Source organism: Bacillus cereus group sp. MYBK139-1 (genome assembly GCF_051916915.1).
GTDB classification, from domain to species: domain Bacteria; phylum Bacillota; class Bacilli; order Bacillales; family Bacillaceae_G; genus Bacillus_A; species Bacillus_A pacificus.
In genome coordinates, this window is the sequence record NZ_JBQAHO010000001.1 from 1,744,751 (window position 1) to 1,757,707 (window position 12,957).

The window sequence follows — 12,957 nt, forward strand, 5'->3', positions numbered from 1 at the left end:
AATTTATTTTGTTATTTCATAACAAGCGAATTAGCAATATCCATCGGTATTACATTGCATACCTTCAAATGAATTTGTTTTATCCTTTTCAATTTCTTTATCAATGACCCTTTCTAGTGTTTCTTTACTAGCAAGCCCTTGAATAACTTCATCTCCAATCATGACAGTTGGAACAGCCATAATATTCGCTTCATCATATGCGTGCTGAATTGCTTCTTGATGCTTTTCTTTATATTTACGAGTTACTAAAGCATCTTTAAATTCGGCTTCAGGAAGACCTACTTCTACCGCTAATTTTGTTAAAATATCAATATCTTCAATGTTTTGCTCTTCTTGGAAAAATGCTGTGAATACGCGGTGATGATACTCATTACCTAGTCCATGTTCTTTCGCAAATTGACATCCTTCGAAAGCTAAATGTGTATATGGATGTGGTGAAACACGTGGCAAGCGCATATCAATTCCTAACTTCTTCGCTGTCGGAAGAATGAAAGCATCCCATGAACCTAATTTTTCTGGCTCATTCCATGGATCTATTTTTGAATATGGACTTGGACGTAATTCAAATGGCATCCATTCAATCTCTACGTCTTTCTCTTTCGCTACCTCATCTAATGGACCTTTTGCTAAAAAACAAAACGGACATATAAAATCTGAGTATACTTTCATTTTTACAGTCATAACTTTTACACCTTACCTTTATAGTTGTAATCAAATCAGTTACATAAATGATAAAAAAATATAAATATTATTTAAACATTCATTTTTTCTTGCAAAGTTTCAAACAGCTGCCCCATCGTAATATTTCTCAAAACTTCTTCCATCGCAGATTGTGCTTGAATTAAAATAATTTCTAACACCGCTTGAATGTTCGCCCCAATTGGACAATCTGGATTCGGTTTCTCGTGAATATGAAATAGCTTATCTTCTTCAACTACGTTTACTGCATGATACACATCTAACAATGTGATTTCATGTAAATCCTTTAGTAATCCCGCGCCACCCGGTCCACGATTGACGTAAACAAAGCCAGCTTGTTTCAAGTACGACATCATTTTACGAATGACTACCGGATTCGTATTTACACTTTCAGCCATATAGTCTGAAGTACAAAGTGAAGATGGATTGTTTTTCAAAATAGATAAAATATGAACAGCTATGGAAAAGCGGCTACTAATTTTCATCATGATCACCACCTCGATGTAATCATTATAGTTACAACCTAAAAATAAGTCAATCCTTTTCATAGATTTTTTATAAGCAAATTAAAAAGTGTCCCATTACGATATATGAGACACCTCTTTTTATTCTGCAAATAGCGCTTGAAATTCTTCAATAAATAGCTGCACAGCGATTGAAGAATCCTTTAATGAAGGAACAGCTAAAGCAATTTCTCTCCATACTTGTGGTTCTAATTCTCTCGTTTGCACATTTTTTGGTAAATTCGTTAAAGATAATTCAGCTAATATTGCAATACCTAATCCTTCTTGAATCATATTTAAAGCTGTCGTAACTGTCGAAATTACATACTCAGCTCGGAGTGGTACGTTTGATTGTTTAAACATATCGATAATCGGGGGTTCGTATCCACCCTTACATAATATGATCGGTTCATTCTCCAAATCACGAATTGTAATAGCGTCCTTCTTGCAAAGAGGATGATCCTCTCTTAAAATAACAACCATTTTCCCCTTCGTTAATGGGACAATCTCCATCTCTTTATTAGGCAAAATAACAATTCCTATATCAACAACCCTCGATACTAACCAATCTTCAACTTCCTTAATCGTTCCCTCACAAAGAACGACTTCTAAGTTCGGATACTTTTCCTTAAAATGATTTATCATTTTCGGTAAAAAATGTGCAGAAGCACTCGGAAAACTCCCAATTCGAATCGTCCCAACTTCGTGCCCTTTCTCCATTGCAACTTCTTGTTCAATCTTCTCTACACTGCTCAAAATCTCTCTAATATGTACAAGAATTCTGTTTCCTACATCCGTAACGAGTAACCCTTTTCGTTTATCCCGTATAAGAATCGTAACTCCTAACTCTGACTCAATACTTGAAATGGCATGACTTACAGCTGGCTGCGTCATATTTAACACCCGAGCAGCCTTCGTAAAACTACCTAACTCAACAGTTTTTATTAATACTTGTAGTTGTGTAATGGTCATAACTAATCGCTTATACTCCTCATAAAAAAGATTCATTTTATTTATTACAGTCGATATCATATCATAGTGAAATGAATAACAACAAGGAGGTCTTACCGTGACACAGCTTTCTCGAACTAAGACGGCCATAATCCTTACCTTTCTCGTTTTCATGTGGGGAATCAATTGGCCTTTATCTAAGTTTGCCCTGCATTATACACCACCCGTTTTATTTGCAGGCATTCGAACTTTAATTGGAGGATTCATTTTACTTCTGTTCGCATTACCGAAATACAAAGAGTTACATTTAAAAGAAACGTGGCATTTATACGTTATTTCTTCTTTACTTAACATCATTATATTTTACGGGTTACAAACTGTAGGTCTTCAATATATGCCTGCTGGTCTATTTTCCGCTATCGTATTTTTACAACCTGTTTTACTTGGTATTTTCTCGTGGATATGGCTTGAAGAATCAATGTACGGTTTAAAAATTTTCGGGCTTGTACTTGGATTTATTGGTGTAGGAGTGATTAGCTCTAGTAGTTTAACTGGACATATTTCTGTCATTGGAATTCTTCTTGCATTAGGATGTGCGATTGGCTGGGCACTTGGAACAGTATTTATTAAAAAAACTGGTCACCGTGTGAACGCCATTTGGATGGTAACAATTCAGCTGCTTATCGGCGGTCTTTGTTTAGTCGGATTTGGCTCAGAATTTGAAAGTTGGTCTAGTATTGCTTGGAGTATGCCATTTGTTAGTGTACTACTCTTTATTTCATTCTTTGTTATTGCAATGGGGTGGCTTGCTTACTTTACACTCGTTGGAGCTGGTGAAGCAAGTAAAGTTGGGGCTTATACATTTCTTATTCCACTAATCGCTATTATTGTAAGTTCAATTTTCTTACATGAGGCCATTACGATTAGCTTATTCATCGGACTATTATTTATTGTAGTGAGTATTTGTTTCGTAAATATAAAGCCAAAAGCACTTGCTGTAAGGCCGCAGGTTGAAGTGAAATAAATATGGGAAAGAGCCTACTGTTTGTAGGCTCTTTTTCATATATTACTTTTTACGACGCACTACAAAAACACACGCCCCTACCGACGATACAATCGCCAAAATAGATAGGGCAATGGCTATCAATTGAATATTACTAGTACCTTTATTCTTTTCTACATTAGACACTTCACCATGTTCTCCTGTTACTGACGTACCTTTTGCAATTGTAGTAAGTGAATGTGGTTTTTCAGCTTTTTCATCGCCTGTCCATTCAACAATTTCTCCATCTTTATATTGTTGATATGCATCCCAAGCTATTTTTTGTTCTTTATCCGGATTTTTAGCGACGAAAGTAAACCGCTGAAACTGACCGGGTAAAATCCCTTCTCCTGTTGCTTCCCATACTACAGTTTTAACTTTTCCATCATTATCTTTTTGTTCTTCCACTTTCCATCCTGGCACTGGTTCATACTGTTGGAATTCCACACCAGACGGTATTTTCAGTGTAACTTTTGTTGTTGCTACATTCTTTTCAACTGGTACTTTTATCGTGTAAGTCTCCCAAGAACCAATGTCAGAAGTTGCTGGCTTTACAGTAACGTGCGCACTAACAGGTAACGAAAAAATTCCCATTGCAATTACTGTTACGATCATTGTTGTTCCTAATTTTTTTATGCGTTTCATTTTCTATTAGCTCCTTTTTATCTATACCTACTCTTTATCCCGCTATTCGCCGGGTAGCCCAATTGATGAGGGCTGCTTAAAGTTTCACTTTATCTGCCACCTACAATAAATTTATAATCCGTATCGAAGCTATCAAGCGATTTCGTTAATCCATGTACTTGTATATTCCAGTTGCCTGTCATGTTAATATACATACCTTCTGCTTCATATTCTCCCGGTGAAACTGCCGAAACTTTAAATGATCCTTTTCCCATATTCATATCTAACGATTGCGTAGTTAATATAATTTGTTCCATATCAGTAACAGGTTGTCCGTTCTCATCCTTTAAAGTAATATGGAATATATTTTGTCCTACTCTATTAGGACTTACATTTAGCGTCATTTCATATCCATTATCTAATTGTTTACTCTCTGTAAAAGGTCCAGTAGGAGGTATAGGTGGTGTTTGTACGTTTGTCATAAAAGCTACGATTACGAAAATGATAATTCCAATGATAAACTCTACTTTCACCGTAGCACCTAATCCTTGCTCCGCTCTCATTTTCCCTTTCACATAATGAATAATTCCCAATATCCCCATGAAAACGAATAAAAGTATCTTTGCTAGTAAAGCTAATCCATACTTCGTATCAAATAACGAGTGGATTGTTGGAATAAAAAATGTACTGTTAAAAAGACCTGTTATTAAAATCACAATGACAGCACATGTTGCCCACGGTGAAAAACGCTTAATCATATCCCCATACATATGCCACTTGTCATCCTCTTTACGTAAAAGAAGAATAATGGACGATAGACCACCAACCCATAATGAAGCTGCTAATAAATGTAGAAAATCCATAACGACAGCAATGTCTTTAAACTTTAAACCATATGCATGACTATTAAATGCTTTCATAACAAGTATCCCGATAAACAATACTATTGGAATACTCCATACTTTAAACGACGATAGTTTCTCACGCCTCATCGCAAAATACGTAACGATTATAAGCAAACTAATAAGAGTCATTTGAGTAACCCATACATAACTAAAAACAGAAAGCTGTAGCGTTTCTTTTAATAGTAAAGGATTGAATGCTTCTAGCCATGAAACATCCGCATTTATTTTCGCTTGCAATGGTAGATTGAATAGTAAACTAATGAATATGCCAATTAATGAGATCCATATTATTTTTTTACTTCTTGATCGAACCGAGATTGCATTCCCATTGTACATAATAAGATTAAAGAATAGTACTCCTATAAATAAGGAGAAACCTGTATATAGAACTCCACGCTCCATAATCATATCGATTTGCGGGACATACCCCATCTCTTCTACTTGTATATCGTCTGCTCCCGCTTCTGCTGATCCAATTCGGAACGGAATCACTCCTTGAATGGGATGCCCATCAGCAGAAATCACTTTCCACTGAATAGAGTAGAGACCGTCTTTGAGATTCTCTTTTAATCCGGCTTCTAATAACTTTTTATTTTTTGTATCAATATGTGCATCTTTTAAATCAACCCTTTTACCTGATGTATCTCTCACGTACAATGTATTAAAACTTGAAACTTGTATGTCCTCATCGAATTCAATTTTCACAACAGATGGTGCTTTCTTCAATGTTTCATTTTCAGCAGGGTTTGATTTCACAATGTACGCGTGAGCAGATGCACTTTTCGGTATTAATATGATAAGCACACATGCAATGAATAGCCATGCTCCTAACCTTTTCATTACTTTCACAATCATTTCACTTCTTTCTTCCTCATCGCTATACTTTCATTACTTAAACTTCTCAAGTTTCATTCTTCGGCGAAATATTAACCTGATTAAATATAATCTTCTATACGGTATAACTCTTTGTTTGTCTCTCACCGCTAAACTTCTAATACAATAGTAACTACCTTCATAGATACAGCTTACATTTTTAAAGTCGATTGTTATTATATCATAAAATATATTAATGTAAGTTCCTGAGGAGGAAAAGTAATCGTGAATCATTTGTGAAGAAAGTGTGAAATACATAAATAAAAAAGGCATTACGTTATTACGTAATGCCCTTCTTCCATCATAAAATTTCTCTACTTCTCTTCCGGATAATCACAATACTCAATGATTGTTCCCTCTGTATCCGCTGGGTTAAGATATATTAGTCTTCTACCGTGCTTATTAATTCGAAGTGTATGCTCTAACGTTCGAATACCTTGTTCTTTTAGCTCTTCTAGGGCCACATTTAAATCATCGACACGATATGCCACGTGATGAACACCTTTACCTTTTTGTTTAATAAAGCGCGCTATTGGAGATGTCGTATTATTCGTAGGCGCAAGTAATTCAATTCTATCTCCATCCACTTCAAGAATGGCTACTTCGCTTTCAACACCAGGCGCTTCACTTACGTAACGATCTATTAATGTTCCTGACAACACCTTTTCATAAAAACGTATCGTACTATCTATATCTCGAACTGCGATGCCGATATGATCAATTGTTTTTTTCATTTTATTTCCCCTACTACTTTATTTTTTCTCATTATTAATAGTAACAAAAAAAGTTATAGAAACAAGTTCTATAACTTTTTTATTTACCCTATTTTCTTATTCGTACTAGTTGCTGGTTGAACTTTATTTTTCACTTTTAAAACACTAATGCCATATCCGATAAATCCACCGATAATCGCTGGGAAAATCCAACCTAATCCTACTTCATGCATTGGAAGTAAATTAGTAAGAAGATCGTTCACTACTGCTAATTTCATACCAGCTGCATTTAATCCATCAAACATACTTACAATAAATGTTATTAATAAGCTACCTTGATACACTTCTGCTCGTCCTTTAAATAATGGGTGAAGAAGTGTTAGGAAAATTAATACGATTGCTAGTGGATAAATTGCGCTTAATACAGGAACAGAAATTGCAATTAATTGCGTTAAACCTACATTCGCAACAACTGCACTGAACACTGATAAGATGATTGCTATCTTTTTATACGAAACATTCGGGAATAGCTTATGGAAAAATGAAGAACACGCTGAAACAAGTCCTACACTAGTAGTTAAACATGCTGCTGTAACCATAATCCCTAATATAATTCCACCGTATGACCCAAAATAATAGTTTGAAACTTTTGCTAATACTGCACCACCATTATCTAAATGACCAAGTTTTGCAACACTTGAAGCTCCCATAAATGAAAGTGCTGAATAAATCATTGCTAAAATAGATGCAGCAATCAATGTTGCTTTTGCACAAACAATCATAATGTCTTTTTTTGTTTTTGCGCCCTTTTCTTTAATCGCATTGATAATGATAATACCGAATACGAATGATGCTAACGTATCCATTGTTAAGTAACCTTCTTGGAACCCTTTAAAGAACGCATGTGATGTATACGCCTCTGCAGGTGCTTGCATTTCTCCCATTGGATGAATAAAAGCAAATGCTACTAAAATTCCGATAAATGTTAATTTAATTGGCGTTAATATTTTTCCTACAATATCGACAATTTTCGCGGGATTTAGCGAAAAAAAACAAGTGATACTAAAAAATATAATTGTAAAAAGAATGAGTGCTGAAGAATCCATAGCTTCTGGTACAAAAGGCTTCATACCAATTTCATAAGAAACGCTTCCTGTTCTCGGAATAGCGAATAGTGGACCAATCGCTAAATATAAAACTGTCGTAAATACAATGCCGAATACTGGATGCACGCGACTTGCTAACGATTGTAAATCTTCTTTACCTGAAATACCAAATGCCAATACTCCTAGCAACGGTAAACCTACACCTGTTACTAAAAATCCTGCATTAGCAATCCATACATTCTCCCCTGCCGATTGACCAAGCATTGCTGGGAATATTAAATTTCCTGCCCCAAAAAATAGTGCAAATAACATTAAACCAATAACAACTATGAACGAAAACGGTACTTTATTCGTCATAATATAACCTCCATTCAAAATAAACTATGTCATTTCCATTTTTAACTAATTGAATTTTCTGAATATTTAATTTAAGTATCAACTATTCTTGAACTCATTATAGTTTGCTATATAATATTTTGCAATACTATTTTCAAACTTTTCTTTTATTTTATAAATATACATTTTTTAACATGAAAAATAGACTAAAAAACCAACATGGTCATCCATGTTGGTTTTTCCATTTTACTATCAATTAATTAAAATTTCGCCGCTACTTTCTTAACGTTCTCTAGACCTTCTTCAACAATTTGTTGTGAGCGATCTGGATATTGGTTGTGCCCTTCAATTACAACAGTCTCTGGATTTGTAATGCCCCAGAATCCAAGTACAGTTGTTACGTAATTAACTGCCATTTCCATAGGAGCCATTTGTTCTGAAGAGTAATCTGAACCACGAGCACCTAACACAACTACTTTCTTACCACCAGCTAAACCTTCTGGGCCATTAGCTGTATATTTAAACGTTTTTCCAGCTTGAGATAAGTATGAAATATATGTGATTAATGGTGCTGGTACTGTAAAGTTCCATAATGGGAACGCAAATACAACTTTATCAGCTTCTAAAAACTGATTTAAATATTGATCTACTGTAGCAACTGCCTTCTCTTCTTCAGCTGTTAACTCCATACCTTGGCTACGTTTGTATCCACCTGAAATAGCAATATTTCCGTAATAAGGAAGATCTAATGCAAATAAATCTAACTCTGTAATTTCTGTATTCGGATTTGCTTCTTTATAAGTACTTACAAATGTTTCATACATTTTTGAACTAACTGCTTGCTCCGCTGGACGATCGTTTGCTTTTACAAATAATACTTTTGACATTGTTTTATTCCCCTCTACTTTTGTATTTTCTTCTTTTTTACCAAATAACGAGCTAAATAATCCCATTTTCTTCACCTAAACTTTCTTATCATATTCATTATTCAACATCATAAAAATTCTTATTCTAATAAAAAGTTCCAATTGATACTTTAAGGAAAGTTAATTAAAACTTTTTGTTATTTAATTACCTTATGTAAGTGATTGTAATATAGTAACTTACTTTAGTCAAGTAACTTTTAATAAAAAAATAAATCTCAAATTAAAAACATTTACTAAAATACAATTGAACACCAAATACGACTTTATTACTTGTATAATAAAATTAGAGAGGAAAATTTATATTTAGAAAGGATTTATTCATGAGCACTATAGAAAAGATTCAAACTTTTATTATTCTTTTTGCTGTTACATGCGGCATCGTACTCGGACAATTTAATTTCATACATATGTATTCTGACAAATTTATTGTTCCCTTCTTATTTTTCATGCTATATGGATTATTCCTCAGCATTCCATTAAAAGAAATAAAAAACGGATTTCACAATTTAAAATTTGCTGGAACAAGTCTTACTATTAACTTCTTATGGACACCTTTACTCGCTTGGGGATTAGGTGCACTATTTCTTTCAGATCATCCCGCACTTTGGGTTGGATTTATTATGTTAATGGTTACTCCGTGTACAGACTGGTACTTAATCTTTACTGAAATAGCGAAAGGAAATGTAGCACTTTCTACTGCAATTTTACCTGTAAATTTAATTTTACAAGTACTACTCCTTCCCATTTATTTATTTTTATTCGCTGGTGTTATGAAGACTGTAGCGGTTTCTGTTTTAGTAGAAAGTATTGTTATCGTAATTGTCTTACCATTTTTACTTGCGCACGCTACAAAATTCATTATGAATAAACTGAAAAAAGCTGAAACGCTCGAGAATACACTCATTCCGTTTTTCAGCTCTGCCCAAATTGCATTTTTAAGTTTAGCAATCGTAGCGATGTTTGCATCACAAGGTAAATATTTACTACAAAATATGAATGTCGTTTTACTGTTACTCATTCCTATTCTATTGTTCTTCATCATTAATTTTGCACTCGGGCAATTTATCGGACGCATGATACGTTTATCTTATAAAGATACAGTAAGTCTAAACTTAACAACGTTAGCAAGAAACTCACCTGTTGCACTCGCTATTGCTGTAACAGCTTTTCCAGATGAACCTCTTATTGCACTTGCACTGGTTATTGGACCGTTGATTGAGCTACCAGTACTTGCTTGTGTTTCACAGGTGTTGTTACTTATTAAGAAAAAACGACAATACGCATAATAAAAAACGTCCCGTAATAGGACGTTTTTTATTTTTGAAAAATTTCATACAACACTTATTTCTTATGTATCAATACAAATGAAATAACCGAAACTACAAACGTAATAATCCCAATAATAATAAATATAATAGACGCGGAAATTGACTCTAGGGAATATCCCGTTATTGCAATTCCTATCGGAGTTGATACTAGTAATAACGAATTTAAGAAACCGAAAAATCTTCCTTGCACTTCATTTGGAATTAACTTTCTATACAACGCTCCAAAATATACATTACTTACTCCAAATGCAATTCCTGACAGGAAATAATAAACTGAAAATAATATCGGATTTAACGTCGTACCCATTGCCGCATTAAAAATCCCCATAATCGCAGTACATATAAAAGCAGTCGTAATCGTTTTATATGTACGAATCTTTTTCGTAATAAATGCTCCTATTAAAATCCCTATCGGTGATGCCGCAAAAACTATACTATACCATCGCGTAGAAAGATCCATTTCTCTAACAACTATTACTTGCAGTGAAAGTATACATGCTGCTCCAAGTAAATTAATGACCGCAGCGCTCATTAGTAATGTCTTCAACGATTTGTTACTATTAATAACAGAAAATCCCTCTTTAAAATCTTCATAAAAAGGCTTCTTCTTCTCTACTTTTAATTCACGTGGAAATTTGATTCTCATTAAAATTAAAAATGATACAACAAATGTAATTGCATCTAACAAAAATACTCCATGAAAATTAAAAATACTAATTAAAAAGCTAGCCATTAAAGGAATGGCGACCGATATGATTTGTATTGATATTTGCCTCAGCGTAATCGCCTGTTGAACATTCTTTTCTTCCACATATGTTACTAATGCTGCATTTGAAGCTGGAGTAAATAAAGCACTCCCAATTGAACGTATGATAAGTAAAATTAGTAACGGAATGTATAGCATTTTATTATAAAATGCTATAACTGCAATTAAAATCATAACGATACATCTCATAACATCCGCAACTATCATAAGCTTTCTTCTCGACATTCGATCTGCTAACGTTCCTGTTACAGGTGCAAATAAAATTGCCGCCGTTGCAATTGCAATATTTACCCCCGAAACGAGTAATGGCGAGTTTGTTAAATTCATTACCCATAACGGTAAAACAAGTGTAACCATAGAATTACCTATTAAAGAAATACAACTTGCCAAGAAAAAGTACGGAAAAATTTTATTGCTCCAAATACTTGTGCTATTCTCTTTTAAATCCTCAATTTCATTATTCACTGCGTCCTCCATTCTCCTCTTGTATATTTTCTTTAATTCTTCCTCACCACCTTTCAAAACCTCTATTTAAATGAGAAAAAACCTTCTTCAAAATAAGAAGAAGGTTTACTTATAACCATCTTCTTATCTTTTAGGACTTTTAGATCCTACAGGATTTAGCACCTTTATATAACATTAGGTTGCTGAGGCTTCGAAGGGCCAGTCCCTCCACCTCTCTTAATAAGAAGTTTTGATTCCATTATCCGAATTTATTATATATTACATCAAAATGATTTCAATATATTTTTCGATGCAGTTAAAAGAGGATGACATCTATCATCCTCTTTTAACAAATTTGTCATTATATTCACAAAGCCTCCCTAATTAAAAATTATTGGAAACGTAAATATAACGAAAGCTGCCCAAAGTCCGTAAATTGGCAAATACTTCGTAACGGCGTCTTGGATAGCTGTCGGTCCTGATTTGTTTTGCAAGAAACGCATATAGGAAAACATAATCCAAATGAGATTTGCCCAAATCAGTATGTTTACACCTAAAACAGCAAGTCTATTAGGTGTAATCCCGTAAGAAGAAAGTCTGAATACGATGGCTGACAATGCGACAGTGTCAATAATAAGTGCCAGAACAATTAAGGCAAAATTTATATAATCTGAAATGCTCTTTTTCTCGTCTGAATCACTCTCAACGATAGAAAATATAGTAACAGCCAATACACCAAGGAGTATTCCGTTAAAGGCCATTAAAAAATTACGATCCAAGAATGGATTTTTCCCCACCCAAATTACCGTTATAAGATAAATAAACAATGTGACCAGGACAAGTGGACTAAAAATTTTAGATATGTATGGCGTAATATTTTTAGCAAGTTTAAGATTCAATGATACTAAGTATGCAGCCACTACAGCGAGAGCGGCAGCTCCAAATAAAACAACATTACTAAAATAGAATTCACCTATATCCAAGTCAACAAAGCTAAATAATCGCATGGTGAATATTGCTAGTATCATTCCGCTCACTGCCATGCTCGCATAGAGAAGGCAATATTCTAAATTAAATTTAATATAAGCTAATCTTGTACTGCCTTTTGAATATTCATTTCCTGTAAACGCAAGCCCCAATAAGACCCATAACAATATAGGAAGATGTAAATACGCAAGGATACTGCTGTCTCTATAATTTAATGGCAACATATTAAGATACAACCCAGCAATTAGGAACAACGCTGTAAGGAAATAAATAATACTTTTTTTCGGGGTATTATTGTAAACAAAATAAGCAGCGATAAAGGGAATTACACCAAAAGCTAGGTTAATTGGAGCAATTGCTTCCTGCTCTACAAAGTGGAAAATGATTCTAGTGCTTAGCCCAGCTAGAATAGCTAACATGCCCATGAATAAGAAACCTTTTTGAAACAGTGATATTTTTTCTGCATTTGTCTTTCCCTTGAAATGCAACCTTTCATACCAGGCAGCTAGCACCTGAGAATCAGAGTTTTCATCCCATGCTTGTGAGAATGACTTTTTAAAAGCTTTCGGGTCTTTTCTATACATTCTCTCCAACTCATGAGGATTATCCATATTTTCAATAATCAAATTGTTAATGTCCATATTTATACCTCCTCTAATTTTAAAAAATAAAGTTGTTACCTTTTCCATAAAAAGCACCACACTTATTTATTATGATTTTGATTTTAATATAACTTTTATCGTTTTACAATAAA

Annotated in this window: 12 protein-coding genes and 1 riboswitch; of the genes, 2 read left to right on the forward strand and 10 right to left on the reverse strand. The window is 34.1% G+C overall.

What is annotated here, in order from left to right; genetic code table 11:
• Positions 1-30: 30 nt before the first annotated feature.
• From ACTFRS_RS08930 to ACTFRS_RS08940, 3 genes are all read right to left on the reverse strand, one after another.
• Entirely contained in the window at positions 31-681 is a 651-nt protein-coding gene (locus ACTFRS_RS08930; RefSeq protein ID WP_242293696.1) for a DsbA family oxidoreductase, read from the reverse strand.
• A gap of 71 nt (positions 682-752) precedes the next feature.
• Positions 753-1,184: an Rrf2 family transcriptional regulator gene (locus tag ACTFRS_RS08935; RefSeq protein WP_139867691.1), complete on the reverse strand. Its 432-nt coding sequence runs from the start codon at positions 1,182-1,184 to the stop codon at positions 753-755.
• 120 nt (positions 1,185-1,304) lie between these two features.
• Positions 1,305-2,174 (reverse strand): LysR family transcriptional regulator, encoded by an 870-nt coding sequence (locus tag ACTFRS_RS08940; RefSeq protein WP_139867693.1) that lies wholly within the window; start codon positions 2,172-2,174, stop codon positions 1,305-1,307.
• A gap of 97 nt (positions 2,175-2,271) precedes the next feature.
• On the opposite strand from ACTFRS_RS08940, the gene ACTFRS_RS08945 reads away from it, so the two are divergent.
• Entirely contained in the window at positions 2,272-3,177 is a 906-nt protein-coding gene (locus ACTFRS_RS08945) for a DMT family transporter (RefSeq protein WP_139867695.1), read from the forward strand.
• Between the two features lie 42 nt (positions 3,178-3,219).
• Here ACTFRS_RS08945 and ACTFRS_RS08950 read toward each other — a convergent pair whose 3' ends face one another.
• From ACTFRS_RS08950 to ACTFRS_RS08970, 5 genes are all read right to left on the reverse strand, one after another.
• Complete coding sequence (locus tag ACTFRS_RS08950) at positions 3,220-3,840, reverse strand: YcnI family copper-binding membrane protein (protein WP_242293695.1); 621 nt, start codon at positions 3,838-3,840, stop codon at positions 3,220-3,222.
• 89 nt (positions 3,841-3,929) lie between these two features.
• On the reverse strand, positions 3,930-5,579 hold the full coding sequence (locus tag ACTFRS_RS08955; protein WP_439194536.1) for a copper resistance CopC/CopD family protein: 1,650 nt from the start codon (positions 5,577-5,579) through the stop codon (positions 3,930-3,932).
• 332 nt (positions 5,580-5,911) lie between these two features.
• The gene (locus tag ACTFRS_RS08960; protein WP_061182693.1) at positions 5,912-6,331 is read right to left on the reverse strand and encodes a VOC family protein; all 420 of its coding nucleotides are present in this window, start codon (positions 6,329-6,331) and stop codon (positions 5,912-5,914) included.
• An 83-nt stretch (positions 6,332-6,414) separates the two neighbouring features.
• The gene (gene brnQ, locus ACTFRS_RS08965) at positions 6,415-7,773 is read right to left on the reverse strand and encodes a branched-chain amino acid transport system II carrier protein (RefSeq protein ID WP_139867702.1); all 1,359 of its coding nucleotides are present in this window, start codon (positions 7,771-7,773) and stop codon (positions 6,415-6,417) included.
• 239 nt (positions 7,774-8,012) lie between these two features.
• Positions 8,013-8,705 (reverse strand): FMN-dependent NADH-azoreductase, encoded by a 693-nt coding sequence (locus ACTFRS_RS08970; RefSeq protein WP_000522524.1) that lies wholly within the window; start codon positions 8,703-8,705, stop codon positions 8,013-8,015.
• Positions 8,706-8,998: 293 nt separating this feature from the next.
• Between ACTFRS_RS08970 and ACTFRS_RS08975 the strand changes: the two genes are divergently transcribed.
• Positions 8,999-9,964 (forward strand): arsenic resistance protein, encoded by a 966-nt coding sequence (locus tag ACTFRS_RS08975; protein WP_440023733.1) that lies wholly within the window; start codon positions 8,999-9,001, stop codon positions 9,962-9,964.
• Between the two features lie 55 nt (positions 9,965-10,019).
• Here ACTFRS_RS08975 and ACTFRS_RS08980 read toward each other — a convergent pair whose 3' ends face one another.
• Both ACTFRS_RS08980 and ACTFRS_RS08985 read right to left on the reverse strand, forming a co-directional pair.
• A complete protein-coding gene (locus ACTFRS_RS08980) occupies positions 10,020-11,249 on the reverse strand; it encodes an MFS transporter (RefSeq protein ID WP_440023732.1) in 1,230 nt (409 codons plus the stop codon).
• 108 nt (positions 11,250-11,357) lie between these two features.
• Positions 11,358-11,463, reverse strand: a riboswitch (SAM riboswitch).
• Positions 11,464-11,596: 133 nt separating this feature from the next.
• Positions 11,597-12,844, reverse strand: a complete 1,248-nt coding sequence (locus ACTFRS_RS08985) for a DUF4153 domain-containing protein (protein ID WP_440023731.1) — start codon at positions 12,842-12,844, stop codon at positions 11,597-11,599.
• Positions 12,845-12,957: the final 113 nt, after the last annotated feature.

Coding starts and splice junctions, on each gene's coding strand:
- ACTFRS_RS08930 (WP_242293696.1), bottom strand. CDS start 681: ATGACTGTAAAAATGAAAGTATACTCAGATTTTATATGTCCGTTTTGT.
- ACTFRS_RS08935 (WP_139867691.1), bottom strand. CDS start 1,184: ATGAAAATTAGTAGCCGCTTTTCCATAGCTGTTCATATTTTATCTATT.
- ACTFRS_RS08940 (WP_139867693.1), bottom strand. CDS start 2,174: ATGACCATTACACAACTACAAGTATTAATAAAAACTGTTGAGTTAGGT.
- ACTFRS_RS08950 (WP_242293695.1), bottom strand. CDS start 3,840: ATGAAACGCATAAAAAAATTAGGAACAACAATGATCGTAACAGTAATT.
- ACTFRS_RS08955 (WP_439194536.1), bottom strand. CDS start 5,579: ATGATTGTGAAAGTAATGAAAAGGTTAGGAGCATGGCTATTCATTGCA.
- ACTFRS_RS08960 (WP_061182693.1), bottom strand. CDS start 6,331: ATGAAAAAAACAATTGATCATATCGGCATCGCAGTTCGAGATATAGAT.
- brnQ (WP_139867702.1), bottom strand. CDS start 7,773: ATGACGAATAAAGTACCGTTTTCGTTCATAGTTGTTATTGGTTTAATG.
- ACTFRS_RS08970 (WP_000522524.1), bottom strand. CDS start 8,705: ATGGGATTATTTAGCTCGTTATTTGGTAAAAAAGAAGAAAATACAAAA.
- ACTFRS_RS08975 (WP_440023733.1), top strand. CDS start 8,999: ATGAGCACTATAGAAAAGATTCAAACTTTTATTATTCTTTTTGCTGTT.
- ACTFRS_RS08980 (WP_440023732.1), bottom strand. CDS start 11,249: ATGGAGGACGCAGTGAATAATGAAATTGAGGATTTAAAAGAGAATAGC.
- ACTFRS_RS08985 (WP_440023731.1), bottom strand. CDS start 12,844: ATGGACATTAACAATTTGATTATTGAAAATATGGATAATCCTCATGAG.